Source organism: Luethyella okanaganae (assembly GCF_042660285.1).
GTDB lineage: Bacteria > Actinomycetota > Actinomycetes > Actinomycetales > Microbacteriaceae > Luethyella > Luethyella okanaganae.
Map to the genome: position 1 here is coordinate 566,986 of NZ_JBHSTP010000002.1, position 24,481 is coordinate 591,466.

The following is a 24,481-nucleotide window of genomic DNA, read 5'->3' on the forward strand; positions in this document are numbered from 1 at the left end:
GTGCGGAGCGGCGCTTCAGCCGCTGAAGTACTCGGTGAAGGTCACGTCGTCGGATCCGTCCGTTGGGGCATAGGCGCGCTTCCCCATGCCGTTCTCGAGTACCCAGCCGTAGTCGTGGCCGGCACCACCGGGGTAGACGGCGAGGAAGGCGTAGGGCTCGTCCCCTGTGTTGATGCTCCGGTGCGCCCAGCCCGGCGGAATGTAACCGATCACGCCCGGAGTCATGTCGATCCATTCGGTCTTCTCTCCGTCGAACATGAGCAGGCCGCCGCGGCCTTTCAGGGCGAGATAGATCTCCCCTTGGTGGTTCGGGTGCTGATGGCCTTTCGTCATCCAGAGCTCGCCGCCGGTGGTGCCGGGCTGGATGGTCGTGATCGACTGCGGTAGTTCGCGGTCCGCCTCGGGCACGGGCGAGGAGACGACCGAGTAGACGACGGGGTCGCCGTCGGCCACGGTCTTGCGCCAGGCCTGGTGATCTGCGAAAAGCCCTTCGAGGTCGGACATGCGACGGGTGAGGGTCGGTCCCTCAGGGTCGAGGGTGAGTTCTTCCTGGTCGAAGCGGATGCTCAGGGGTGACAGCGGAAGGCTGGCGAAAGTGTTCACGCGGAATCCTCGATATGTCGTCGTTCTCACAGGCAAGTGTCTGCGTCTCATTTCACGATGAGGACGCGCCTGTTCAGAGTACATGTAATTACAAGTTGAGGAAAGAGAAATCTGCGGTGGATCTAGAGACCGTCGTGTTCTGTGCCGGACGGTGCCGAGCCGAGGCTCTCCAGGCCGGTATGAAGGAGCTCGGCGGTAGCCGCATCGGCGCGCAGCTGAAACTCGAAGCGACTGCGATCACCACGGTGATACGCGGTGAAGCACTCGATCGGACGCTCGTTCTCGTCGAAGCTCACGCTGCGAAGGATGAGCAGCGCCCGCCCGGCTCCCACCTGCAGCAAGCGACCCTGCTCGTCGTCGGAGGTCGTGGCTTCGGCGGAGCGCACGCCTCGCACCGCGCGGATGCCGTGGGTTGCGAGCAGCGCATAGAGCGACTGTTCGCCGAGGTCGGCATCCAAGACGTACCGGCCTACTTCGAGCGGAAGCCAAGTGGTGCTGAGCGACCACGGCTCGCCATCGACGAAACGCAGCCGCTCGATCGCGACAACCGGTGTTCCCGATTCGAGCCGCAGTGCATCGGCTACCTCTTCTGTCGCCGGTTCCACCTGTTGACGCAGGACATCGCTGTGGACATGACCACCACGTGCGGCCACCTCCTCGAACAAGCCCGCGAGAGTGTGCACAAGGCTCTCAGGGGTCTTCTGGCGTGCCACGAAGGTGCCTTTCCCCTTCACCCGATCAACGAGGCCGTCGTGTTCGAGTTGGGCGAGGGCCTGTCGTACGACGGTGCGCGATACGCCGTACTGCTCGCACATACGATGTTCGCCCGGAAGGATGTCTCCCGGCCTCAGTCCCTGGCGTGCGATGGTGTCGACGATCCGGTGCTTCAGCTGGAGGTACATCGGCGCGGGAGACAGGCGGTCGATTCCGAGCGCGGTGGTCGTCGCGGCACCCGTCATGCGCATCCGTTCGGTGGCGCTCATGTTCCGTACGCCTTCGCCAGAGGGATCGCATTCACGGAGGGCGTGAACTCACCGGATCGTGCCAGCGCGCACTCCGGACGGGTCCATCGCCCGAATGCGAAATGCGGTGCCATTCCGATTTCCCTGCCCGGTAGCGCGGATCGTTCGCGCATAGTCGTGCTCGGACTGCTCATGCCCCGCTCTCCCCGTGCTCGCGGCCAACATGGAACGCGAGCAGCGCGTCGACGTCATCCCTGCCGGGGAGACTCGGCGAGGCTCCACGCCTGGTCACGGTGATGGCCCCCGCTGCAATGGCTCGGCGGATGGCGGATGGCAGGTCGTGGCCCTGCACGATGGAGGCACCCAAGTAGCCGGCGAACGCGTCACCCGCCGCCGTGGTATCGACGGCCGTGACCGGGATCGTGTCGAAGAACAGGGTTTCGTCGGCGGAGACGAGCACGGCGCCTGCGGCAGCCATGGTGATGATCGCAGAGCGCACACCCCGTTCCACGAACCACCGTCCTGCGGCGACGGCGCTGTCGGCATCGGTCACTGGGATGTTCGTGAGGATCGTGGCTTCCGTCTCGTTGGGAGTCACGATGTCCACGAGCGGCCAGATCGACAGGTCGAGCACCTGTGCTGGCGCAGGGTCGAGCACCACCGTGAGACCGGCCTCGTGCGCCTTGCGCATGGCATGGACGGTGAGGGAGAGGGGAACCTCGAGCTGCGTGAGGAGAAGGGCCGAGCATGCGGAGCGGTCGGCGAAGGCCTCGTCGACCTGTCGTTCGTCGAGTGAGTCGTTCGCGAGCGGCACCATCACGATGTCGTTCTCGCCCGAGTCGTCGACGCGGATGTGGGCAATGCCGGTCGGCCCGTCGACGGCGCGGACATGGTCGACGTTCACTCCGGCTTCACGCAGACCGTTGGTCACGAGATCCTGGAACAGGTCTGTGCCGACGCATGCGACCAGGTGCGCCTCTGCGCCCGCGCGACTGGCGGCGATGGCTTGGTTCGCCCCTTTCCCGCCAAGCACGAGTGTGAAGTCGGCGCCGAGAACGGTCTCGCCCCGAAGGGGAAGCCGGTGAGAAAAGGTGGTGAGATCGGCCGTGACGCTTCCGACGATCAGTACGCCGCGATCTGCGCCCTGTGGGTGGAACATCGTCTCACTCATCCGTCGCCTTTCGAAGCGGGGCTGGCTCTTCTTCGACAACCGCCTTCACGTGTAATTACATTAGCGGACAGGCGGAGGCAGGAGTGGTAGGCGGTGACGATCGGTGGGATCCCGGCAGCACCACGACCCCCTCCGGCGAAAGCGAGCCACGACGCCTGGACCGCACCGGCACGAACTCAGAAAATGGCGCGAAACCAGAGCCGGCGCGCCTCGTCGTACCGCTAGTGGCGCAGCACCACGTTCTCGGGCTCCTCGCCCGCGAGCAGGTGGTCGATCTGGCGTCGGAGCAGGCGGCCCATCCTCGGCATCATCGCGGTGGAGGCTCCTCCGACGTGGGGCGACACGAGCACGTTGGGCAGTGAGAACAGCGGATGCCCGTGCGGCAGCGGCTCCGGATCCGTCACGTCGAGCGCCAGCCTCAGCCGCCCGCTCGTCGCGTGTGCGACCAGCGCCTCCGTGTCGGCGACGGGTCCGCGGGCGATATTCACAAGCAGCGCGCCGTCGCGCATCGCGGTGAGGAAGGCGTCGTCGACGAGGTGGCGTGTCGCATCCGTCAGCGGCACTCCGACGACCACGATGTCCGCCTTCGGCAGCAGCGCCGGCAGCTCGTCGGCGCCGTGGACGTGACCGGTCTCGTCGTCGCGGGCGCGGGAGGCCACCCGCACGATGTCGACCTCGAACGGCCGCAGCCGTGCGGCGATCGCCGCGCCGACTCCGCCATAGCCGACGAGCAGCACCGTGCGGTCTGCGAGGCTGGCGTGCCGGGCCGGCGCCCACTGCCCGCGTTCCGCAGCTCGGACGAAGTCGGGGATGCCCCGCTGCGCGGCCAGGATCAGTGCCAGTGCCAGTTCCGCCGTCGAGGTCTCGTGCACGGTCGCGGCGTTGGCGAAGACGTGGCCGGCAGGCAGGTGATCGGCGACGCCGTCGTAACCGATCGACTGGCTCTGCACGAGTCGTGTCTCGACGCCGGCGAGTCGCGCGAGCGGCGACGGCCCGCCCATGTACGGCGGAACGACGATGTCGATCCGGTCACGCGGCGCGGCATCCGAGAGGTTCCAGACGATGAGCTCGACCCCCGTCGGCACGTCGCCGACCGCGTGGCGCATGGTGTCTCCGGGAACGCTGACGACGAGCATGGAGGAGGTGATCATAGCTAAGACCGTACCTGGCTTCTTCGTCTCAGAGCCCCCGATGGTCTCCCGTCGCGAGGCGACGGATGCCCCTGGTGTGGCGACCGGGAATGTGAGTACCGTCCATTCGAGGACTCAGTGTCTGACGACTCGTGCGTTGGGGCGTGCCGGGATAAGGAATCTGCTCAGCCAGCGGACGTTGCGGCGCCCGATCGAACCCCCCACTGTCTACACGCCTACCGCGCGTCCTGGCGCGGGATCGTGATGCGCTCGGACAAGACCGCCCGAAACCACCACGCCGGACTCTGCCCCCCTCGTCCTCCGCTGGCTTGGCACCAGTTCCACAGGATGACCGGGAGGGTCGTGCCACCTAGACTGCGGTCATGACCGAGGATCGCGCGTTGCCCAATCTGCCGTCGCGTGACCTGCTTGTCACGCGCAGCTTCTACGAGAGGCTCGGATTCGGAGAGCACTACCGCGATGACCGCTGGATGACCCTGCATCGCGGGACGTTGCGCCTCGAGTTCTTCTTGCATCCCGAGCTCGACCCATCAACAAGTGCGTTCCAGTGCACGGTACGGGTAAGCGATCTCGACGAGCTATGGGAGGCCATTCACGCAGCTGGCGTGCCGGTGCGGGACACGGGCTTCCCGCGGCTGCACGAGCCGCAACCTCAAAGCTGGGGACTTCGCGCGGGCTTTCTGATAGACCCTGACGGCACCCAACTCACCCTCATCGGGGAACCCCGCTGAGCCGGACGAGAAGGGTCTCGCCGAACCCCCTCGCGGCAGGGTGCGCGACGCTGCCCGACGACGGACAGTGCCTGGCAACACGCCCGAGGGAGTTCCAGCGGGAATGGCCGGAGCGGCGATCGGCGGGAAGCATGATCAGCGAGAAGCCGGGGAACGTCGGACCGGGGGTTGAAGCCGGGGAGCGACCGCAAGCAGGGATCACCCTCGCTGCGGGATCGATCCGGTGCGTGGTGGGTGCAGCGTCGGCAGGGGGATCGGCGAGGTGAGGGCGAGCTGCTCCGAGAAGTCCTCGGGAACGATGACGGTCATGCCTGCGCTCGGCAGCGGCCGGCCGGCGTGCGTCACCACGAGACGCCAGCGCAGCCGGGGGTGCGGCTGTACGCGCAGGCCGCGAGCGACGACCATCCAGCCGAGCCCGATCGCACAGGCCGCGACGGCGGCGACCGATGCAACGCCCAGCGCCCAGCGTGGGCCCATGGTGTTCGTGACCCAGCCGACGATCGGAGCGCCGACAGGGGTTCCGCCCATGAGGATCGCCATGTACAGCGCCATGACCCGGCCGCGGACGGCCGGTTCCGTGGTGGTCTGCACGAAGCCGTTCGCCGTCGTGAGGAGGGTCACCGCGCCGAAGCCGATGAAGATGAGAGAGAAGGCGAAACTCCAGAACGTCGGCATGAGCGACGCGAGAAGAGCCGCGATCCCGAACAGCCCGGCGGCGAGGATGATCGTGCGCATGCGCGCTCGGTCGCGGCGGGCTGCGAGCAGGGCGCCGGTGAGCGACCCGATCGCGAGGATCGACGAGAGCAGGCCGTATTCGCCGGCGCCGCGGTCGAACTCCACAGCCATCGTCGAGGCGAAGATCGGGAAGTTCATGCCGAAGGCGCCGACGAGGAAGACGATCACGAAGACGACGATGAGGTCTGGTCGACCGGCGACATAGCGGAAACCCCCCGCGAACTGGCCGCGGGCGCGCGGCATCCGCGGCAGCCGGCGCAGTGTTGCGGTGTCGAGCATCGCGAGTGAGACGAGCACGCCGATGAAGGTGAAGGCATTGACGACGAAGACCCAACCCGAGCCGATCAGCACGATCAGGAAGCCGGCGACGGCCGGTCCGATGAGGCGCGCGGCGTTGAACGACGCCGAGTTGAGCGCGACGGCGTTGGACATGTTGTGTTCGCTCACGAGGTCGGAGACGAAGGTCTGCCGTGCCGGGCCGTCGACGGCGTTGACGATGCCGAGGAGCAGTGCGAAGACGTAGAGGTGCCAGAGCTCCGCGTGTCCGAGCAGCAGCAGGAGCCCGAGCCCGACGCCGAGCAGCAGCAGCGCGGTCTGGGTGCCCATGAGGATCTTGCGGCGGTCGAAGCGGTCGGCGATGATGCCGGTGAATGGGACGAGCACGAGCTGCGGCCCGAACTGCAGGGCCATCGTCGTGCCGACCGCGACGGCGTCGTTGTTCGTGAGGTCGGTGAGCACGACCCAGTTCTGCGTTGTGGCCTGCATCCAGCTGCCGATGTTCGATACCAGCGCGCCGATGAACCAGATGCGATAGTTGTCGTTCGAAAGGGAGCGGAACATGGCACTCACTGGGTGGCAAGCCTCCTGAGGATCTCGGTTGCAGATGAAAGGACGGTGCGCTCGTCGGCGCTGAGTTCGCGCATGCGGCGGGTGAGCCACGCGTCGCGCTTCTTCACGGTCTCGCTCACGACCGCTGTGCCCGATCCGGTGAGGGCGATGTTCACCTTGCGCCGGTCGGCGGTGTCGGTCTTCCGCGTGAGGTATCCCGACTCCTCGAGGCAGTTCACTGTGCGGTTCATGGAGGGAGCGGAGATACGCTCACGGTCGGCGAGTGCTCCCAGGGTGTGCGGGCCGTGCACGTAGAGCGCGGCGAGCACGGAGAACTGTCCGTCGCTCAGCTCGCTGTCCGCCTTCTCCCCGCGCAGCCGCCGGGCGAGCCGCAGTGTGGCCATGCGAAGATCCGAGCTCTGCTCCGCGATCGTCTTGGCCATGAACACTTAGCATAGCTCATTAGCTTTGCTAAGTAAATAGCGTGCGACGCTCCGGGTCGCGTCGAAACATCGCCGAAACGCAGGGATGGCTATGCTCTGGTCATGGGAAGCCTGTTCGAGGGTTACAGTTCCACCCGCACCCAGCGGAGGGGTGCGGAACCCTGGGATGAGATGTTCCCGGGCTCGACGGTCGAAGCGGAGTCCGTTCGCACCCCGTACCGGGAGATCTACACGGCGCTCGCCCGGATGACGCAAGACGAGTTGCGCGGTCGCACCGAGGCGCTCGCCAGCTCCTATCTCGCCCAGGGCGTGACCTTCGACTTCGCAGGCGAGGAGCGGCCCTTCCCCCTGGACGCGGTGCCGCGCGTCATCCCCCAAGCGGAGTGGCTCGCCGTCGAGGCGGGGGTGAAGCAGCGTGTGCGCGCGCTCGAGGCCTTTCTCGCCGATGTCTACGGACCGCAGCACGCCGTGCGCGACGGTGTGATCCCGGCATCGCTCATCACCAGTTCCAGCCACTTCCACCGTCAGGCTGCGGGAATCGTGAGCGCCAACGGCGTTCGGATCCAGGTCTCGGGCATCGACCTCATCCGTGATGAGAAGGGCGCCTGGCGGGTGCTCGAAGACAATGTGCGTGTCCCCAGCGGCGTGAGCTACGTGATCTCGAACCGGCAGGTCATGGCCCAGACCTTGCCGGAGCTCTTCACCTCGATGAGCGTTCGACCGGTCGGCGACTACGCCCATCGCCTCGTCGACGCCCTGCGGGCGAGCGCGCCGGAAGGGGTCGAAGATCCGACGGTGGTGGTGCTCACCCCCGGTGTGCACAACTCCGCCTACTTCGAGCACACTCTGCTCGCCAGGCTCATGGGCGTCGAGCTCGTCGAGGGTCGCGACCTGTTCTGTTCCGGCGGCCGGGTATGGATGCGCACCACGAGCGGGCCGACCCGTGTCGACGTGATCTACCGCCGCGTCGACGACGAGTTCCTCGACCCGCAGCAGTTTCGCCCCGACTCGGTTCTCGGCTCGCCGGGGATGCTGCTCGCGGCCCGTCTCGGCCACGTCACGATCGCCAATGCGGTGGGCAACGGCGTCGCCGACGACAAGCTCGTCTACACCTATGTCCCCGATCTCACCCGCTACTACCTCGGCGAGGACCCGCTCCTGCCCAACGTCGACACATGGCGGCTCGAAGAACCCGAGGCGCTCGCCGAAGTGCTCGACCGTCTTGACGAGCTCGTGGTCAAGCCCGTCGACGGCTCGGGCGGCAAGGGGCTCGTCATCGGCCCGGATGCCTCGCCGGCCGAACTCGATCAGCTCAGGTCGCGTCTGCTCGCCGATCCGCGCGGCTGGATCGCGCAACCCGTCGTGCAGCTCTCGACGATCCCCACCCTCGTCGAAGATGGCGTCCGCCCCCGGCACGCAGATCTGCGCCCCTTCGCCGTCAACGGTGGCGGCGACATCTGGGTGCTGCCCGGCGGCCTCACCCGGGTGGCACTGCCGCAGGGGCAGCTCGTCGTCAACTCCAGTCAGGGCGGCGGCTCCAAGGACACCTGGGTGCTCGGCGGGCGCGGCACTCCCGTCGACGCGGCCAACGACCTCGAGTCGCTCGTCGTAGAACAGGCCGCGATCACGCAGAGCATGCCCGTGATCTACGACACCCAGCACCTGCCCGACTCCTCGCCGCAGGACAGCCGGAATGTGCGCCAGCAGCAGCAGGAACAGCAACAGCAGCAACTGCTCGGAACGGAGGCACGATGCTGAGCCGCATCGCTGAATCCCTGTTCTGGATCGGCCGATACGTGGAACGCAGCGACGGCACGGCACGCATCCTCGACGTGCATCTGCAATTGCTGCTCGAGGATCCATGGATCGACGAAGACACCGCCTGCCGATCCCTCGTCTCGGTGATGGGCGGCGAGGTGCCAGACGGACAGCATCTGGGCCGACAGGACGTGATCACCCTGCTCGCCGTCGACCGCACCCACCCGGCCTCCATCGCCTACGCGATCGGCGCCGCCAGGGAGAACGCCCGGCGCGCCCGAGAGATCGTCTCGACCGAGTTGTGGGAGTGCCTCAATGCCACCTATACGGGCATGCCGAAGCGGGTCGCCGGCGACAAGTCCCACTCCTTCTTCCGGTGGGTGCGTGATCGCGCGGCGCTCGCGATCGGGGTCGTCGAGTCGGCAACGAGCCGCGACGACGCCTGGCTGTTCTTCTCGCTCGGCCGTGCAATCGAGCGGGCGGACATGACCGCGCGGCTGCTCGCGACCCGCTCCCTCACCGAGGCGAGTGGACCGTCCTGGACCACGATCCTGCGCAGCTGCGGGGCCTACGAGGCCTATCTGCGCAGCTATCGCGGTGTGCCGTCGACGCGCAACGCCGCCGAGTTCCTGCTGCTCGACCGCTTGTTCCCCCGCTCGATCATGTTCGCCGTCAGTCGGGCGGAGGAGCACTTGCGCTCACTCGATCCGAACAGCGGCCGCGTCGGCGTGAGCGACCGGGCGCAGCGGGTGCTCGGCCAGATTCGCAGCGAGCTCGAGTTTCGGCCGATCGCCGAGATCCTCGAGGACCTGCCGAAACACATGGCTGAGGTTCAGACGGCGACCTCCGAGGCGAGCGAGGCCATCCGCCGGCGCTACTTTCCGACGAGCGCCGTCCCCGTGTGGATCGGAGAGAACGCATGAGCCGCCTGCGCATCGTGCACCGGACCGGTTTCGACTACGACGACCCGGCCACGGCCTCGTACAACGAGGCGCGCATGATGCCCTTCGGCGGCGAGGGGCAATTCGTTCTGCAGTCGAGCCTGGACATCTCGCCGGCCGCGACTCAGCACACCTACATCGACTACTGGGGAACACGCGTGAGCACGTTCGAGGTGCTCACGCCGCACACCGAGCTTTCGGTCACCGCGACGAGCCTCGTCGAGGTGGGTGCCGCCGCGCGGGTCGAACACCCACTGGACTGGGCCGAGCTCGCGGTCGCACGTGAGCGGGCCAGCCAGTTCGTCGAACAGACCTGGCAGACACCGTTCACGACGGTGCCGGAGGATGCGGCAGGCCTTGCCCGCGAACTGGCCGCCGAACAGGATGATCCGGCCGTCGCCGCGTTCGAGATCTGTCGCGTCGTCGGTGGAGCCATGGAGTACATGCCCGGGGTCACCGGTGTGCACTCCACCGCCGCCGAGGCCTGGAGCGAACGTCGCGGGGTCTGCCAGGACATCGCGCACGTGACGATCGGGGCGTTGCGCTCGGTCGGCATCCCGGCCCGATACGTCTCCGGTTACCTGCATCCCGATCCGTCCGCCGCCGTCGGCGTCACTGTCACCGGCGAGTCGCACGCCTGGGTCGAGTGGTTCACCGGGGACTGGCACGGCTACGACCCCACCAACCTCATCGGCATCGCAGACCGGCATGTGCTCGTCGGCCGTGGTCGCGACTATGCCGACGTCCCGCCGCTCCGCGGCGTCTATGCCGGCCCGAGCGCCTCGAACCTGTTCGTCTCCGTCGAGATCACGCGGGAGTCGTGAGGCGTCCGAGGCGCAGGGTCCTCCGGATGCGGTGGCGATAGGGTGAGCGCATGACCGACGCCGCAACCCCGGGATCCGGGATCGGGAGCCGCAGTTTCGTCGACGCCGATGGCGTGCGCATCCACTACTACGTGTGGGCAGTGCCGAACCCGCGAGCGATCGTTCAACTCGTGCACGGAGTCGGCGAGCACGCCCTGCGATACCTCGAGCTCGTCGGCGAGCTCAACGCGGCCGGCTACACGATCTACGCCGACGACCACCGCGGCCACGGTCGCACGGGCTTCGAGCAGCACGGCGGCGACCTCTCGCGCATGGGCCGGCTCGGGCCTGGAGGGCTGCGTGCGGCGATTGCGGCGGTGCGCCGGCTCACGGGCATCGTCAAGGCCGAGAACGGCGGCGTGCCGCTCGTGCTCCTTGGCCACTCCTGGGGTTCGCTCATGGCTCAGATCATCGTGAACGAGCACGCGCGCGACTACGACGCCGTCATCCTGACCGGAACCGCCCTGCGTCGACTTGGATACATGGACGGCGGGGATCTCAACCGCAAGCACAAGCATCTCGGCTCCACCGGCGCCGAGTGGCTCAGCCGCGATCCCGCCGTGCATGCCGCGTTCGCCGCCGATCCGCTCACGACCATGGTGCCGCTGCGCAAACTCTTCGGCATCGTCGACGCGATGAGGCTCCTGGGGCGGCCGGCGCGTGGCCTGCCACCGGCGTTGCCGCTGCTCGTCCAGGTCGGCGGCGACGACACCCTCGGCGGAGAGCGCAGCGCCCTCAAGCTCGTCGACGCCTACCGTCGACGCTCGGGACTGCGCGACATCCGCCTCATCGTCTATCCGGGGGCCCGTCACGAGGTCTTCAATGAGACGAACCGGGCCGAGGTCATGGCCGACGTGATCGCCTGGCTCGACGAGCACCTGCCGCAGCGCCACGGCGGCTGACCGAAATGCGGCCCTAGGCTGAGGGCATGCACGGTGAATACAAGGTTCCTGGCGGAAAGCTCGTCGTCGTCGACCTCGACGTCGTCGACGGGCTGATCTCGGGTTTCCGACTCGCGGGCGACTTCTTCCTCGAGCCAGACGACGCCGTCGAGGCGATCAACGCTGCGGTCGACGGCCTGCCGGCCGGCTCCGACGCCGCGACGTTCGCGCGGGCGGTGAGTGACGCCCTCCCGAGGGGCGCCGTGCTGCTCGGTTTCTCGCCCGAGGCCGTCGCCGTCGCCGTTCGCCGTTCGCTCGCCCAGGCGGCCGGCTGGCGGGACTACGAGTGGGAGCTCGTGCACGCCAAGGCCGTTCCGCCGGCGATGCATCTCGCACTCGACGAGGTTCTCGCCACCGAGGTGGGAGAGGGGCGTCGTAAGCCGACCCTGCGCATCTGGGAGTGGGACGAGTCGGCCGTCGTGATCGGCAGCTTCCAGTCCGTCAAGAACGAGGTCGATCTCGAGAACGCCGTGAAGTACGGCTTCGACGTCGTGCGGCGCATCTCGGGCGGCGGTGCGATGATGATGGAGAAGGGTTCCATCATCACCTACTCGCTCTACGTTCCGGCGGCGCTCGTGCAGGGGATGAGCTTCGAAGACAGCTACGCCTTTCTCGACGATTGGGCCATCCGCGCGCTGAGGTCGCTCGGCATCGAGGCGAGCTATCAGCCGCTCAACGACATCACGAGCCCCACGGGCAAGATCGGCGGCGCAGCGCAGAAACGCCTCGGCTCCGGCGGTGTGCTGCACCATGTGACGATGAGCTACGACATGGACGGCGAGCTCATGACCCGAGTGCTGCGCGTCGGACGCGAGAAGCTCAGCGACAAGGGCATCGCGAGTGCGGCCAAGCGGGTCGACCCCCTGCGCAGTCAGACGGGACTCAGCCGCGACGAGATCATCGATCGGATGAAGCAGACCTTCGTATCGCTCTACGGCGCCACCCCTGGGGACATCACCGACGCCGAATACGCGGCGGCGCAGCGGCTCGTCGACACGAAGTTCTCGACCGAGGAGTGGCTGCAGCGGGTTCCCTGAGCCCTCGGCCGGATCGGTCAAGCGGTCTCGTCCGGTCACAGCCGCCGCAAGAAGTTGCGGCAGGCGACGACTCAGCCGCTCTGCGTACAATGGCCGGGTGAACTGGTGGATCCTGCTCGGCATAGCGTTGGCCGTCGCGCTCGGCTATACGGCGAATCGCCTCGGCTGGATCGATCTCTCCAACAAGAACCGCCGCGGCGGCTCGTCCGGCGCTCTCGTGCACATCGGCGACGAGGTCTTCGCGCCGTCGCGCCATGAGGCCGCTATCGAGCTCGATCGTCAGACCGTGCTCCCCGCCCCCGCGCCTCTCGCAGGCGACAAAGGCATCGCGGGCCCTGCGGAGCCCGGCTCGAAGTACGACGGCCGTATCCGCATCGACGTCTGACCTGTTACGGCCCTGTTGCGGCGGGTCGAGGCGCGACTGGCAGAATGAGGGGATGCCCGACGCCACCGCCCAGACGACTCGCGGCGAGGGGGCGCCCGTCGAGGGCGAGCGCGCGAGCTTGCCGGTCGGCCGGGTCATCCACGCCGACAACCTGATGGTGCTGCCGACGCTCGCCGACGGCGAGTTCACCCTCATCTACCTTGACCCGCCGTTCAACACGGGGCGGAGGCAGACGCGGCAGTCGACGACAGGTGTGCGCTCCGAGACGGGAACGGTGAGCGGATTCAAAGGCCAGCGCTACGAACGCATCCGCGGCGACCTGTTGCAGTACGACGACCGCTTCGAGGACTACTGGGGCTTTCTCGAGCCGCGGCTCATCGAGGCCTGGCGCCTGCTCGCCGACGACGGCACGCTCTACCTGCACCTCGACTATCGTGAGGCGCACTACGCCAAGGTGCTGCTCGACGCCCTGTTCGGGCGGGAGTGCTTTCTGAACGAGATCATCTGGGCTTACGACTACGGGGCGAAGTCCAAGAACCGCTGGCCGACCAAGCACGACACGATCCTCGTCTACGTCAAGGATCCGGCGAACTACTACTTCGACTCGGCGACCGTCGACCGCGAGCCCTATATGGCGCCGGGACTCGTCACGCCCGAGAAGGCCGAGCTCGGCAAGTTGCCCACGGACGTCTGGTGGCACACGATCGTGTCTCCGACGGGCAAGGAGAAGACCGGATATCCCACTCAGAAGCCCGAGGGCATTCTGCGTCGCATGGTGCAGGCCTCGTCGCGCGAGGGCGACGCGATTCTTGACTTCTTCGCCGGCAGCGGCACGACCGGAGCGGTCGCCGCATCCCTCGGCCGTCGCTTCGTGCTCGTCGATCGGAATCCCGCCGCGATCGAGATCATGCGGGAGCGCTTCGCGTGCACTCCGGGGGTCGTGTTCGTCTGAGCCGCAGCAGGCCGAGAACCGGGCCAGGGGCTCTTCAGGCTGAAGCGCGCAGCACGAGCCTCGTCGGCATGATGGTGCGATGCGGCACGGTTTCGTCGCCGGAGAGCAACCGCAGCAGCATGTCGGCCATGGCGAAGCCCATGCCCGTCGATGGCTGGCTCACGGTCGTGAGCGGTACATCGGCGCTCGCCGCGAGGGGGCTGTCGTCGAATCCGACGACAGCGATGTCGCCGGGAATGCTCAGGCCGCGTTCGCGCAGCACGGTGAGCGCGCCCGTCGCCATGAGGTCGCTCGCGACGAAGAGCGCGTCGGCGTCCGGAATCCGGTCGAGCAGGCGCCGCGTGGCGGTCGCAGCGCCAGAGGCTGTGAAATCGGCGTTCTCGATGGCATCCGTCGCCACGCCGGCCGCTTCGAGGGTGCGCAGAAAGCCGTTCAGCCGGTCGATTCCGGCCGGCATGTCGACGGGGCCCGTGATCGTTCCGATCCGCGTGCGGCCGATGTCGATCAGATGGCGGGCGGCGAGCTGCGCCCCCGCGATGTTGTCGATGTCGACGTAGTGCGACCCGGGGTCCGCATCGTTCGGCGGCCGTCCGCCGAACACCGACGGCATCACCGTGGCGATGTCGGTCACGTACTCGTCGTCGTCGTGATGCGACACGATGAGCGCGCCGTCGACGTTGCCCGATCGCAGATAGCGCATGGCCTTGTGCGCCGGGTCGTCCGAAGCGACGAGCAGGTTGAGGATGTATTCGCTCTCGTCCAGCCGGCGCGTGATGCCCTGCACGATCGCGGCGAAGTACGGGTCGCCGAAGAATCTCGTCGGATCCTCGGGGACGACGAGGGCGATGGCCTGTGTCTGCCGGCTCGCGAGTGAGCGCGCGGCTCGGTTGGGAACGTAGTTGAGCTTTCCGATGGCGGCGTTGACGATGTCAACGACCTCGGGTCGCACCGTGGGAGACGCGTTGACGACGCGACTGACCGTCGCCCGGGAGACGCCGGCCGCCTCGGCCACCGCTTCGAGGGTCGGTGGCGTCGGACGTTCCTGTCGCGCGCCGTGGGTCATGGCGTCAGTATATTTGCGGGCCTCAGTGTCTGCCCGGTGGGCCGCGTCGCGCTCGCGGACTCAGCTCAGCGCGCGATTGCGGACTCAGCTCAACGCGCGATTGCGGATGATCTCGGCGTAGGCGAGCCCGCTGTCTTTCACCGTGCGCTTCAGCGTGCCGTAGTCGACACGCACGATGCCGAAGCGCTTCTCGTAGCCCCAGGCCCATTCGAAGTTGTCCATGAGCGACCAGTAGAAGTAGCCCTTGACGTCGACCCCCTCCGCGATGGCGTCGAGGACGGCGCCGAGGTGCAGTCTCAGGAACTCGGCGCGTTCGGCATCTGGCACCCGTCCGTCGGCCATGACCACGTCGTCGTAGGCGGCGCCGTTCTCGGTGATGTAGAGCGCCACGCCCGCCGGTCCGGTGTACTCGCCCTCGACGCGCCGCAGCAGTTCGCGCAGTCCGTCGGGCTGCACCTCCCACCCCATCGCCGTGAGCGGGAGGCCTTGAGGGTGGTTGTAGACGCCGTCCGCCGCCGGGAACGGCGAACTCGTCGCGCGGTCGGTAGGCGCCTGGGCGAGCAGCGGATGCTCGGCCGGCCGGTCGCTCACGAACTCGCCGTGGTAGTAGTTGACGCCGAGTACGTCGATCGGCTGCCTGATCAGCCCGAGGTCGCCGTCGTGCACCGCCTCGTCCAGACCGAGTCCGACGACGTCCTCGAGCAGGTCCTGTGGATAGGAACCGTGGAAGACGGGGTCGAGGAAGAAACGGTTGAACTGGCCGTCGATACGCCGGGCTGCGTCGAGATCGCCGGCGCTCGCCGGGTCGACCGGCTTCGCGACGGTGAGGTTGAGCGTGATGCCGAGCTCGAGTGCCGGATCACGTTCCCGCAGTGCCTCGATTGCGAGACCATGGCCGAGCAAAAGGTGGTGCCCCGCGACGAGGCCGTCGCGCTTGCTCATCCGTCCGGGCGCGTGGGCTCCGGCAGTGTAGCTGAGGAACGAGGAGCACCAGGGCTCGTTGAGGGTCGTCCATACCCCGACGCGATCACCGAGCGCGTCGTGGACGCTCAGCGCGTAATCGCGGAACAGGAGGCTCGTGTCGCGGTTCGTCCATCCGCCCTTCTCTTCGAGTGCTTGGGGCAGATCCCAGTGGTAGAGGGTCAGCCAGGGCTTGATGCCGGCCTCGAGCAGTTCGTCGACGAGTCGCGAGTAGAAGTCGACGCCACGAGGATTGATCGGCCCTCCGTCGGGGCGCACGCGCGACCAGGACGTCGAGAAACGATAGCTCTGCAGACCGAGGTCCTTCATGAGGGCGACGTCGTCGCGGTAGCGATGGTAGTGGTCGCACGCGACGTCGCCGTTGTCGGCGTTGACCACCGCCCCGGGAACCCGGCTGAACGCGTCCCAGATCGAGTCGGTGCGCCCGTCTTCGTGTGCGGCCCCTTCGATCTGGTAGGCGGCAGTTGCCGCGCCGAACAGGAAACCGGGGGGAAAGAGGCGCGTCGTGCTCATGTTCTCATTCTTCGCCAGAGTTGGCTGATTCGTATACCGTTGCGTGCGCTTCAACCTCCGCGAGAGTGGCCGTTTCCGACGAGACGGTCCAGTAAACGGGGAACTCTCGTCGGAAACGGCCACTCTCGCAAAGGGAGCTACAGCGAGCCGCGGCTCGGAGGCGCTTCGCCCTCGGCGGCGTCGGTGCCGGCCTCCGACCGACGCGTGGGAATGCCGCCGGTCGCCGCCCCCGGCTCTATGAGCGCCCCCGTGAGATCGGCCGCGTTCTGCGCGAGCAGCGACGTCTCGATGTCCTCGGCCGCGCGGGCGTCGTTCGCGGCCTCCTGCAGACCCGAGGTCGTGCGCAGGGCGGGCGCCTTGAGGAAGAAGCTCAGCACGAAGGCGACGAGAACGACGGCGAGGCTCACCCAGAACACGCTCAGAGCGGCATTGTTGAAGCCGACGAGGAACGGCTCGGCGAGACGCGGGTCCGAGTTCGTGAGGAACGAGGTGTCGCCGTCAAGCGCGCCGCCGATGGCCGAGGGGTCCTTGGCGCCCTCCGAGAGCAGGCCGAGGATCTGCTTGTTCGCTGGATCGGCCTGGACGGCCGGATCGGCCGCAGCGGTCTGCAGGCTCTTCAGCAGGTGGGAGTCGCCGAAGGCCGCCGCGAGCGTCTCGGGGATGCGCGTGAACAGCACCGAGAACAGCACCGCCGTTCCGAGAGTTCCGCCGATCTGGCGGAAGAACGTCGACGAGGAGGTCGCGACCCCCATGTCGCGCGCTGCCACCGCGTTCTGCGACGCGATCGTGAGCGTCTGCATGAGCTGGCCGAGGCCGAGGCCGACGAGCAGCATGCCGACCATCATGAACCAGGCGGGCCTGTCGGCGGTCGCGAAGGTGAACCAGAAGAATCCCGCGGCCATGAACGCCGTGCCGATGGTCGGGAAGATCTTGTATCGGCCGGTGCGCGCGATGAGCTGGCCGCTCACGATGGACGAGATCATGAGCCCGAGGATCATCGGCAGCATGAGGAAGCCGCTCTGGGTGGGTGTCGCCCCGTCGACGAGCTGCAGGTAGAGCGGCACGGTCATCATCGCACCGAACATGCCGAAACCGACGAGGACGCCGAGTACGGTCGCCATCGAGAAGGTCGGGCTCGTGAACAGCTTGAGTGGGATGAGCGCGTCGTCCCCCATGAGCTTCTGCGCGACGACGAATCCGACGACGCCGAGAGCGCCGATCACGTAGCAGGTGATGGACTCGGGGGAGCCCCACCCCCAGATCCGGCCCTGCTCGGCGACGAGGAGGAGCGGAACGGCGGCGACGACGACGAGCGCCGCTCCCCACCAGTCGATGCGCACCGAGTGCCTGGCGAAGCGGGGGATGTGCAGGAACCTGAGCACGATCGCGAGCGCGATGATGCCGATCGGGAGGTTGATCAGGAAGACCCAGCGCCATCCGGTGATGCCGACGATGGACTGGGTGCCGGCGAGCACGCCGCCGATCAGTGGGCCGATCACGCTCGAGACTCCGAAGACGGCGAGGAAGTAGCCCTGGTACTTCGCGCGTTCGCGCGGGGCGAGGATATCGCCCATGATCGCGAGTGGCAGAGCCATCAGGCCACCGGCTCCCAGGCCCTGTAATGCGCGGAAGACGGCGAGCTCGTACATCGAGTTGGCCATGCCGGCGAGCAGGGAGCCGACGAGAAAGATCGCGATGGCGATGATGAAGAGCGGACGACGGCCGAAGATGTCGCTGAGCTTGCCGTAGATCGGCGTCGCGATCGTCGAGCAGATCAGGTAGGCGGTGGTCACCCAGGCCTGCAACGCCATGCCGTCGAGGTCGTCGGCGATCGTGCGCATCGAGGTGCCGACGATCGTCTGGTCGAGGGCGGAGAGGAACATGCCGGCCATCAGGCCGAATATCACGAAGAGGATCTGCCTGTGGCTCATGAGGGGAGCGGGAGCCGAGTTGTGGTCGTCAGGACCGGAAGAAGTTTGCATCGTGCGCAAATTTACACCCTGCGCCGGACACGCTGCAATCCAGTCGGAGCGCGTCTCGGCTCGTTCGCGACGGGCGAACGGCTGCAGGGTTACGCTGGAGTCCGTGTCCGAATCCCGTCGTTCCCGCGGCCCATCGCGTCAGGTGCGCCGCCGTCGCGCCGTTGTCGCGGCGGGTGCCGTGGTCGCGCTCGTCGTCGTCGGGGTCGTGCTCGCCGGCATCCTTTCCGTAGGAGACCGGTCGCAGGAAGCCACGTCGACACCGATCCCGTCGATCTCCCCGGCCGCCGCCGCTCCGCGGCCGACGCCAAGCCAGTCGCCCGATCCGTCGATCGTGCCCACCTTCGACAAGAACGCGCATTCCATCGACGACCCGGCGAGCATCTGGGTCGTGGTGAACAAGTTGCGCCCGCTGAATCCCGTCGACTACGCTCCCGACGACCTCGTCGAGGTGCCTGTGCCCTACGTGTGGCAACCTCAACTGCGGCAGGAGGCATCCGCGGCCGTGGTCACGATGTTCGACACCTTCACTCAGGAGACCGGGCTCGAGCTGCAGTCGCAGAGCGCGTATCGCAGCTACAGCACACAGGTCGAGGTGTACGACCAGGATGTCGCGACGAATGGCCAGGAGTTCGCCGACACGAGCACGGCGCGCCCCGGCAGCAGCGAGCATCAGACCGGGCTCGTGATCGACATCAGTGCGAAGCCGAGCAGTTGTTCGCTCGCCGCATGCTTCGGGGAGACCCCGCATGGTCAGTGGCTGGCCGCGAACGCCTGGCGGTTCGGCTTCATCTTGCGCTACCCCGCCGACAAGACCGAGATCACCGGGTTCGCCTACGAACCCTGGCACTTCCGTTACATCGGCGTCGACCTTTCGACCGAGATGCACGAGACCGGCGTGGCCACGCTCGAGGAGTTCTTCGGGCTTCCTGCGGCTCCGAACTATGGCTGAGCGATGACGCGGCGGAGCGGATGGGTGCCGATCGTCATCCTCATCGTCAACCAGTTGCTCGCGGGGGTCGGCGTCGCATCGGGCATCGCCGTCGGCGGGGTGCTCGCCGAAGAGCTCACGGGGCAGGTCACGCTCGCGGGGCTCGCGCAGACCTCGAGTGTGCTCGGTGCCGGACTCGTCGCGATCCCGCTCGCGCGGCTCGCGACGCGCATCGGCCGGCACTGGGCGCTTGCGAGCGGATACCTGCTCGCCCTCGTCGGCGCGCTCCTCGTGCTCGCCGCCGCTGGAACCGGTGCGCTCCCGCTCCTGTTCCTCGGCCTCGGCGCGTTCGGCGCGGCGAGCGCGGCCGGCCTGCAGGCACGGTTTGCCGCGACAGAGGTCGCCTCCGTCGGCTACGAGGCGCGGTCGATGTCGCTCGTGCTCTGGGCGACGACGCTCGGCGCCGTCGCCGGCCCGAATCTCTCGCAAGTGGGAAGCGACCTCGGCAGCGCGATCGGCATGGAGCCGCTCGCCGGTCCCTTCCTCTTCTCGGCGTCCGCCTTCGCGGCGTCGAGCCTGCTCGCGGCGTTCCTGCTGCGCACTCCGCCGGCCGGAGTGCTTGCGGCTGACGCGCTGGGGACGGTTCCGCCCATCGGCGACGGTAGCGTGGACGGCGGCGACGGGGAGGCCTTCGCCGCACCGACTCTGGCGAGCCCCTCCTCGGGCGTTGGGCGACCTGCCCGGGTCGGGACCTTGGCCGCGCTGCGCATCGCCCTGCGTAGCCCGCGCGCCGTCTTCGCGATGGTGGCGATCGTCTGTTCGCAGACCGTGATGGTGGGTGTCATGGTGATGACCCCCGTGACGATGCACGATCATGGGCTCTCCTTGGGTCTCGTCGGCCTCGTCATCAGCATCCACATCGTGGGCATGTACGGGGCGAGTCCGGTGATGGGCTGGCTCGCCGACCGCGTCGGCGCTTCGCGGGTGATCCTCATCGGCGTCGGCACCCTGCTCGTGGCCGCGGCGATGGGTATGATCTTCTCGTCGAGCGACATGCTCGCTGTTCCGGTGGCCTTGGGGCTGCTCGGGCTCGGCTGGTCGGCCGGCATGATCGGCGGTTCGACGTTGCTCACCCAGACCGTCGGTTCGCACATCCGCGTGCCGTTGCAGGGTGCGACGGATGCCGTCATGAACATCGCCGCTGCGGGATCGGCCGCCGTCTCCGGCGTCGTGCTCGGCTGGGGCGGATTCCCCGCTGTCAACGCCGTCGCCGCGGTCGTGCTCGTGCCGGTGGTGCTCGCGGGTGTGCGTGTCATGATGCTCGGCCGGCGGGTTCCCGTCGATTCGGTTGATTCGGCCGGCGAGCGGGTATAACGATTCGATAATGCCCCATTTCGGGGGGCAAAACCCCTGATTTCACATGGGTTTCGGAGGTGTCGCTCAGGGCTCTGCCATGCGCTCTTGTTCTTCTAACGGGTCCCCCGAAGCGAAAAGAAACGAACTCTTGCGTCACCGTCCCCCGCAGAAGCCCCCCGTTCCCGCTGTTCTCGAAAGCCCGGCAACCTCGCCGAGCCGCCGACCGTTCCGTCCGTCTCGACGGGGCAGACACCTCAGACGGAGCGTTTTCGAAGCGTGCACTCTGCTCGCCTGTGGAGCCGTCGCGCTCAGCTGCGCCGTTGCGACCGTCGGCGTCGGCTTCGGCTCGGACGAGGGTGCACTGTCCACGGGCGACTCGACCGTCGCCGAGCCCGCGAGGCCACCGAACACGGTCACGCCCGCGCCGTCTATCGCGCCGTCCGAGAAGCCCGTCGTCGAGACCGCGCCGTCCGTTGCATCCGGCCCGGTCACCGGCGGAACGGCGATGACCGTCGCCGGTGAGAACCTCACAGGGGTGTCTCGCGTGGATGTCGGGGGCCGGCCGGCCGAGCTCGTCGAGGTCTCCGACACCAGGCTGACCGTCACGGTGCCGGCCGCGAACGAGTATGCGGAGGGCGCGGTCGGCGTCGCGCTCTTCGATGAGAAGGGGGAGGAGGTTCCCGTCGACCTCAACCCGTCGACCACGCTGGCGGAGCTCCACGCATCCGCGCCCCTCGCCTCGGCGCTCACGTTCCGCTACCTGCCCGACGAGCGCATCACCTCGCAGACCGACTACGTGCTGAGCCACTGGTCGGACTACAACTCGGATGAGTACAGCGTGATCGACGACAACGACTGCGTCAACTTCATGAGTCAGGCCCTCGCAGCGCGCGGCTGGGTCATGGACGGCGAGTGGTGGTACGACCCCTCGACCGGGCAGTCGAGCTCGGCCTGGGTCAGTTCTACCGCTTTCCGAGACTACGTGGCGGCGCACCCCGAGCGCGGGACCGCCCTCAGTGGCGGCGAGCGCGCGCTTCTCAAGGTGGGCGACATCGTGCAGTTCGACTGGGACGACTCGGGAGACCGTGACCACACCGCGACCGTGACCAGGATCGACAGGACGGATGCTGGAATCAAGGTCTACGTCGGTGGCCACACCAAGGACTCCGACTTTTGGGACGTCGACGAGGCCCTCGCGAACGGCGGCGGATCGGTCTACTACTGGAGCCTCAGCTAGGGTGTGTCTCCAACTTGACACCGGCTGTGCTGGGTGGACTCCGGTGGTCTGCGGCGTTGTCATCTGGGTCGATTAGCTTCGCTATCGCCCCCTTTTCCGTCTTGCATCCCACCGGAGTCCGCTCCGCTCGCTTTCGGCACCGAGTTGGGAGACGACAGGAGCCCTCCCCTCGCAGCGCTCGGCGGCTCCGGCCTATGGAAGGGACTCAGCCGAGCGCCTCGTCCACGATGCGGCGGGCCTCTGCCTGCACATGACGCAGATGGTCCTCACCGAGGAAGGACTCGGCGTAGATCTTGTACACGTCCTCCGTGCCGCTCGGCCGTGCCGCGAACCAGGCGTGCTCGGTCACGACCTTCACACCGCCGATCGGGGCGTCGTTGCCCGGCGCCCGGGAGAGTGTGGCCGTTATGGGCTCGCCCGCGAGCTCGGCGGCGGCGATGGCCTCGCCATCGAGTCTGCCGAGCGCGGCCTTCTGCGCAGGCGTCGCTACGGCATCCACCCGTTCGTAGACGGGATCGCCGTACTTCTCGACGAGGGCCGCGTAGAGCCGCGACGGCGATTTGCCCGTCACAGCGCGGATCTCCGAGGCGAGTAGGCAGAGCAGGATGCCGTCTTTGTCGGTCGTCCAGACCGTGCCGTCGAAGCGCAAGAAGCTCGCGCCGGCACTCTCCTCGCCGCCGAAGCCGACCGAGCCGTCGATCAGGCCGGGCACGAACCACTTGAAGCCGACCGGCACCTCCCAGAGCCGGCGCCCCAGTGCCTCGGCCACCCGGTCGATCATGCTCGAGGAGACGAGGGTCTTGCCGATCGCGGCATCCACTCGCCAGCCGGGGCGGTGCCTGAAGAGGTAGTCGATCGCGACGACGAGAAAGTGGTTGGGGTTCATGAGGCCGGCGTCGGGCGTGACGATGCCGTGCCGGTCGGCGTCGGCGTCGTTGCCGGTGAGGATGTCGAAGTCGTCGCGGTGTGCGAGCACCGACGCCATGGCCGATGGACTCGACGGGTCCATGCGAATCTTGCCGTCCCAGTCGAGCGTCATGAAGGCCCAGCGCGGATCGACCTCCTGATTCACCACGGTGAGGTCGAGACCGTAGTGGTCGCGGATCGCACCCCAATAGCCGACGGACGCGCCGCCGAGCGGATCGGCTCCGATGCGGATGCTGCTGCGCCGAATCGCCTCGATGTCGACGATGTTCTCGAGATCGGCGACGTAGGCGCCCCGGAAGTCGTAGGTCTCGACAGCGCTCGCCTCATTGAGGCGCACCTCGCGCAGCCCGCCCGCGATGAGCTCGTTCGCGCGTGCGGCGATCCAGCTCGTCGCGTCGGAGTCGGCTGGGCCGCCGTGCGGCGGGTTGTATTTGAAGCCGCCATCGGACGGTGGATTGTGGCTCGGCGTGACGACGATGCCGTCGGCCTCGCCCTCTGCACGACGCTCGGGGGAGTTGTTCCAGCGCAGGATCGCGTGCGAGAGGGCCGGCGTCGGCACGAAGTCGCTGAACTCGTCGACGAGCACGCGCACCTCATTGCCGACGAGCACCTCGAGCGCGGTCGTCATCGCAGGCGCGCTCAGCGCGTGGGTGTCGGCACCGATGAAGAGCGGCCCCGTGATGCCCTGGCTCGCGCGATACTCGACGATGGCCTGCGTCGTCGCGGCGATGTGGTGCTCGTTGAACGAGGTCTTGAGGGAGCTGCCGCGGTGTCCCGAGGTGCCGAACACGACGCGCTGCTCGGGGATCGCGACGTCTGGTCTCAGCTCGTGATACGCGCGGATGAGCGCTTCGACGTCGATCAGGTCGGACTGCTGGGCCGGGGTTCCCGCTCGCTCGTTCATGCCACCAGTCTGACACTCGTCGCCCTTGCGGGACGAGGGGGTTTTCGCCGTGCCACCGTGCGCCGCGGTTGGCTTAGGCTAAAGGCCATGCCTGACACGGATGCCTCGAGCAGTACCCCGAAGAGCTACAGCTTCCTCGGGCCGTCCGGCACCTTCACCGAGTCCGCCCTCGCGCAGGTGCCCGAGGCGGCCGGCAAGCCATGGCGGGCCGTCAACAACGTAGGCGAGGCGCTCGCCGACGTCGTCGCCGGTCGCAGCATCGCCGCCATGATCGCGATCGAGAACTCGATCGAGGGTGGCGTGTCCGCCACGCAGGATGCACTCGCGAGCGTGCCCGGTCTGCGCATCGTCGGCGAGTATCTGGTGCCGGTGAGCTTCGTTCTCGTCGCGCGACCGGGAACGACGCTCGCCGACGTCAAGGTCGTGAACGCGCATCCCGTCGCCTACGCGCAGTGCCACGCTTGGCTGGAGCGGACGTTGCCGGAGCACGGGCACATCCCCGCGACGAGCAACGTGGCCGCAGCCGCGAGCCTGCTCGACGGCAGTCAGGCGGACGCGGCGATCGCCCCGCCAGGCATCGTCGAACACCACGATCTCGAGCTTCTCGCCGAGAACATCGGTGACAACCCGAACGCCGTCACACGGTTCGTGCTCGTGAGCCGCACGCGCGAGCTGCCCGCTCGCACGGGAGCAGACAAGACGAGCCTCATCGTCGAGCTGCCCGAGGACCGCTCCGGCGCCCTGCTCGAGATGCTCGAGCAGTTCTCGACCCGCGGGGTCAACCTCAGCCTGCTCGAGTCGCGGCCGATCGGCGATGCCCTCGGTCGCTACCGTTTCGTCATCGATGCCGACGGTCACATCCACGACGAGCGGGTCGCCGACGCGCTCCTCGGCCTGCGCCGCTTCAGCCCGCAGGTGGTCTTCCTCGGTTCCTATCCGCGAGCCGACAAGCAGCCGATCGAGTTCACCTCCCGCTATGACGACGAGATCTTCATCGAGGCGCGGGACTGGCTGCGCGGCCTGCTGAGCGCCGAGCCCTCCGAATAGCGCCGAACGCTCCGAGTAGCGCCGAGCCCTCCGAGTAGCGCC

At 67.7% G+C, this 24,481-nt stretch carries 22 protein-coding genes; 12 read left to right on the forward strand and 10 right to left on the reverse strand.

What is annotated here, in order from left to right:
- Positions 1-15: 15 nt before the first annotated feature.
- From ACFQB0_RS10290 to ACFQB0_RS10305, 4 genes are all read right to left on the reverse strand, one after another.
- The gene (locus tag ACFQB0_RS10290) at positions 16-603 is read right to left on the reverse strand and encodes a glucose-6-phosphate isomerase family protein (protein ID WP_386730990.1); all 588 of its coding nucleotides are present in this window, start codon (positions 601-603) and stop codon (positions 16-18) included.
- A gap of 122 nt (positions 604-725) precedes the next feature.
- The gene (locus ACFQB0_RS10295; protein WP_386730993.1) at positions 726-1,586 is read right to left on the reverse strand and encodes a GntR family transcriptional regulator; all 861 of its coding nucleotides are present in this window, start codon (positions 1,584-1,586) and stop codon (positions 726-728) included.
- A gap of 169 nt (positions 1,587-1,755) precedes the next feature.
- Positions 1,756-2,736 carry a ribokinase gene (locus ACFQB0_RS10300; RefSeq protein ID WP_386730996.1) on the reverse strand — a complete coding sequence of 327 codons (981 nt, stop codon included), beginning with the start codon at positions 2,734-2,736 and terminating at the stop codon, positions 1,756-1,758.
- A 221-nt stretch (positions 2,737-2,957) separates the two neighbouring features.
- Positions 2,958-3,887, reverse strand: coding sequence for a 2-hydroxyacid dehydrogenase (locus tag ACFQB0_RS10305; RefSeq protein WP_386730999.1), 930 nt, complete (start codon positions 3,885-3,887; stop codon positions 2,958-2,960).
- A 362-nt stretch (positions 3,888-4,249) separates the two neighbouring features.
- Here ACFQB0_RS10305 and ACFQB0_RS10310 point away from each other — a divergent pair, with 362 nt between their 5' ends.
- A complete protein-coding gene (locus tag ACFQB0_RS10310; protein ID WP_386731001.1) occupies positions 4,250-4,618 on the forward strand; it encodes a bleomycin resistance protein in 369 nt (122 codons plus the stop codon).
- Positions 4,619-4,816: 198 nt separating this feature from the next.
- Here the strand turns inward: ACFQB0_RS10310 and ACFQB0_RS10315 are convergent, their stop codons facing one another.
- Both ACFQB0_RS10315 and ACFQB0_RS10320 read right to left on the reverse strand, forming a co-directional pair.
- Positions 4,817-6,193 carry an MFS transporter gene (locus ACFQB0_RS10315; protein ID WP_386731004.1) on the reverse strand — a complete coding sequence of 459 codons (1,377 nt, stop codon included), beginning with the start codon at positions 6,191-6,193 and terminating at the stop codon, positions 4,817-4,819.
- Between the two features lie 5 nt (positions 6,194-6,198).
- Positions 6,199-6,624: a MarR family winged helix-turn-helix transcriptional regulator gene (locus ACFQB0_RS10320; protein ID WP_386731006.1), complete on the reverse strand. Its 426-nt coding sequence runs from the start codon at positions 6,622-6,624 to the stop codon at positions 6,199-6,201.
- A 102-nt stretch (positions 6,625-6,726) separates the two neighbouring features.
- On the opposite strand from ACFQB0_RS10320, the gene ACFQB0_RS10325 reads away from it, so the two are divergent.
- The 7 genes from ACFQB0_RS10325 (at position 6,727) to ACFQB0_RS10355 (ending at position 13,501) form a co-directional block, all read left to right on the forward strand.
- The gene (locus ACFQB0_RS10325; protein ID WP_386731009.1) at positions 6,727-8,382 is read left to right on the forward strand and encodes a circularly permuted type 2 ATP-grasp protein; all 1,656 of its coding nucleotides are present in this window, start codon (positions 6,727-6,729) and stop codon (positions 8,380-8,382) included.
- Positions 8,376-9,305, forward strand: a complete 930-nt coding sequence (locus ACFQB0_RS10330) for an alpha-E domain-containing protein (RefSeq protein WP_386731012.1) — start codon at positions 8,376-8,378, stop codon at positions 9,303-9,305. The genes ACFQB0_RS10325 and ACFQB0_RS10330 overlap by 7 nt, the downstream gene beginning before the upstream one ends.
- Complete coding sequence (locus tag ACFQB0_RS10335) at positions 9,302-10,147, forward strand: transglutaminase family protein (protein ID WP_386731014.1); 846 nt, start codon at positions 9,302-9,304, stop codon at positions 10,145-10,147. Before ACFQB0_RS10330 ends, ACFQB0_RS10335 begins: the two co-directional genes overlap by 4 nt.
- Before the next feature lie 50 nt (positions 10,148-10,197).
- A complete protein-coding gene (locus ACFQB0_RS10340) occupies positions 10,198-11,088 on the forward strand; it encodes an alpha/beta fold hydrolase (RefSeq protein ID WP_386731017.1) in 891 nt (296 codons plus the stop codon).
- A gap of 26 nt (positions 11,089-11,114) precedes the next feature.
- A complete protein-coding gene (locus ACFQB0_RS10345) occupies positions 11,115-12,164 on the forward strand; it encodes a lipoate--protein ligase family protein (RefSeq protein WP_386731020.1) in 1,050 nt (349 codons plus the stop codon).
- A gap of 97 nt (positions 12,165-12,261) precedes the next feature.
- Positions 12,262-12,549 carry a hypothetical protein gene (locus tag ACFQB0_RS10350; protein WP_386731022.1) on the forward strand — a complete coding sequence of 96 codons (288 nt, stop codon included), beginning with the start codon at positions 12,262-12,264 and terminating at the stop codon, positions 12,547-12,549.
- Between the two features lie 154 nt (positions 12,550-12,703).
- Positions 12,704-13,501 (forward strand): DNA-methyltransferase, encoded by a 798-nt coding sequence (locus tag ACFQB0_RS10355; protein ID WP_386731541.1) that lies wholly within the window; start codon positions 12,704-12,706, stop codon positions 13,499-13,501.
- Between the two features lie 34 nt (positions 13,502-13,535).
- Here the strand turns inward: ACFQB0_RS10355 and ACFQB0_RS10360 are convergent, their stop codons facing one another.
- The 3 genes from ACFQB0_RS10360 to ACFQB0_RS10370 form a co-directional block, all read right to left on the reverse strand.
- Positions 13,536-14,564: a LacI family DNA-binding transcriptional regulator gene (locus ACFQB0_RS10360; protein WP_386731024.1), complete on the reverse strand. Its 1,029-nt coding sequence runs from the start codon at positions 14,562-14,564 to the stop codon at positions 13,536-13,538.
- Positions 14,565-14,648: 84 nt separating this feature from the next.
- Positions 14,649-16,058 carry a GH1 family beta-glucosidase gene (locus tag ACFQB0_RS10365; RefSeq protein ID WP_386731027.1) on the reverse strand — a complete coding sequence of 470 codons (1,410 nt, stop codon included), beginning with the start codon at positions 16,056-16,058 and terminating at the stop codon, positions 14,649-14,651.
- A 137-nt stretch (positions 16,059-16,195) separates the two neighbouring features.
- On the reverse strand, positions 16,196-17,989 hold the full coding sequence (locus ACFQB0_RS10370; RefSeq protein WP_386731029.1) for an MDR family MFS transporter: 1,794 nt from the start codon (positions 17,987-17,989) through the stop codon (positions 16,196-16,198).
- 154 nt (positions 17,990-18,143) lie between these two features.
- Here ACFQB0_RS10370 and ACFQB0_RS10375 point away from each other — a divergent pair, with 154 nt between their 5' ends.
- The 3 genes from ACFQB0_RS10375 (at position 18,144) to ACFQB0_RS10385 (ending at position 21,561) form a co-directional block, all read left to right on the forward strand.
- Entirely contained in the window at positions 18,144-18,989 is an 846-nt protein-coding gene (locus ACFQB0_RS10375) for a M15 family metallopeptidase (protein ID WP_386731032.1), read from the forward strand.
- Between the two features lie 3 nt (positions 18,990-18,992).
- Positions 18,993-20,342 (forward strand): MFS transporter, encoded by a 1,350-nt coding sequence (locus ACFQB0_RS10380; RefSeq protein ID WP_386731034.1) that lies wholly within the window; start codon positions 18,993-18,995, stop codon positions 20,340-20,342.
- A gap of 130 nt (positions 20,343-20,472) precedes the next feature.
- Positions 20,473-21,561: an amidase domain-containing protein gene (locus tag ACFQB0_RS10385; RefSeq protein ID WP_386731037.1), complete on the forward strand. Its 1,089-nt coding sequence runs from the start codon at positions 20,473-20,475 to the stop codon at positions 21,559-21,561.
- Between the two features lie 205 nt (positions 21,562-21,766).
- On the opposite strand, the gene pgm is transcribed toward ACFQB0_RS10385, so the two are convergent.
- Complete coding sequence (gene pgm, locus ACFQB0_RS10390) at positions 21,767-23,392, reverse strand: phosphoglucomutase (alpha-D-glucose-1,6-bisphosphate-dependent) (RefSeq protein WP_386731039.1); 1,626 nt, start codon at positions 23,390-23,392, stop codon at positions 21,767-21,769.
- Between the two features lie 87 nt (positions 23,393-23,479).
- On the opposite strand from pgm, the gene pheA reads away from it, so the two are divergent.
- On the forward strand, positions 23,480-24,439 hold the full coding sequence (gene pheA / locus ACFQB0_RS10395) for a prephenate dehydratase (protein ID WP_386731042.1): 960 nt from the start codon (positions 23,480-23,482) through the stop codon (positions 24,437-24,439).
- Positions 24,440-24,481 lie beyond the last annotated feature (42 nt).

Excerpts from the sequence above, each read along its gene's own strand:
- ACFQB0_RS10295 (WP_386730993.1), bottom strand. The coding sequence starts at position 1,586 with ATGAGCGCCACCGAACGGATGCGCATGACGGGTGCCGCGACGACCACC.
- ACFQB0_RS10300 (WP_386730996.1), bottom strand. The coding sequence starts at position 2,736 with ATGAGTGAGACGATGTTCCACCCACAGGGCGCAGATCGCGGCGTACTG.
- ACFQB0_RS10305 (WP_386730999.1), bottom strand. The coding sequence starts at position 3,887 with ATGATCACCTCCTCCATGCTCGTCGTCAGCGTTCCCGGAGACACCATG.
- ACFQB0_RS10310 (WP_386731001.1), top strand. The coding sequence starts at position 4,250 with ATGACCGAGGATCGCGCGTTGCCCAATCTGCCGTCGCGTGACCTGCTT.
- ACFQB0_RS10315 (WP_386731004.1), bottom strand. The coding sequence starts at position 6,193 with ATGTTCCGCTCCCTTTCGAACGACAACTATCGCATCTGGTTCATCGGC.
- ACFQB0_RS10320 (WP_386731006.1), bottom strand. The coding sequence starts at position 6,624 with ATGGCCAAGACGATCGCGGAGCAGAGCTCGGATCTTCGCATGGCCACA.
- ACFQB0_RS10325 (WP_386731009.1), top strand. The coding sequence starts at position 6,727 with ATGGGAAGCCTGTTCGAGGGTTACAGTTCCACCCGCACCCAGCGGAGG.
- ACFQB0_RS10330 (WP_386731012.1), top strand. The coding sequence starts at position 8,376 with ATGCTGAGCCGCATCGCTGAATCCCTGTTCTGGATCGGCCGATACGTG.
- ACFQB0_RS10335 (WP_386731014.1), top strand. The coding sequence starts at position 9,302 with ATGAGCCGCCTGCGCATCGTGCACCGGACCGGTTTCGACTACGACGAC.
- ACFQB0_RS10340 (WP_386731017.1), top strand. The coding sequence starts at position 10,198 with ATGACCGACGCCGCAACCCCGGGATCCGGGATCGGGAGCCGCAGTTTC.
- ACFQB0_RS10345 (WP_386731020.1), top strand. The coding sequence starts at position 11,115 with ATGCACGGTGAATACAAGGTTCCTGGCGGAAAGCTCGTCGTCGTCGAC.
- ACFQB0_RS10355 (WP_386731541.1), top strand. The coding sequence starts at position 12,704 with ATGGTGCTGCCGACGCTCGCCGACGGCGAGTTCACCCTCATCTACCTT.
- ACFQB0_RS10360 (WP_386731024.1), bottom strand. The coding sequence starts at position 14,564 with ATGACCCACGGCGCGCGACAGGAACGTCCGACGCCACCGACCCTCGAA.
- ACFQB0_RS10365 (WP_386731027.1), bottom strand. The coding sequence starts at position 16,058 with ATGAGCACGACGCGCCTCTTTCCCCCCGGTTTCCTGTTCGGCGCGGCA.
- ACFQB0_RS10370 (WP_386731029.1), bottom strand. The coding sequence starts at position 17,989 with ATGAGCCACAGGCAGATCCTCTTCGTGATATTCGGCCTGATGGCCGGC.
- ACFQB0_RS10380 (WP_386731034.1), top strand. The coding sequence starts at position 18,993 with ATGACGCGGCGGAGCGGATGGGTGCCGATCGTCATCCTCATCGTCAAC.
- pgm (WP_386731039.1), bottom strand. The coding sequence starts at position 23,392 with ATGAACGAGCGAGCGGGAACCCCGGCCCAGCAGTCCGACCTGATCGAC.
- pheA (WP_386731042.1), top strand. The coding sequence starts at position 23,480 with ATGCCTGACACGGATGCCTCGAGCAGTACCCCGAAGAGCTACAGCTTC.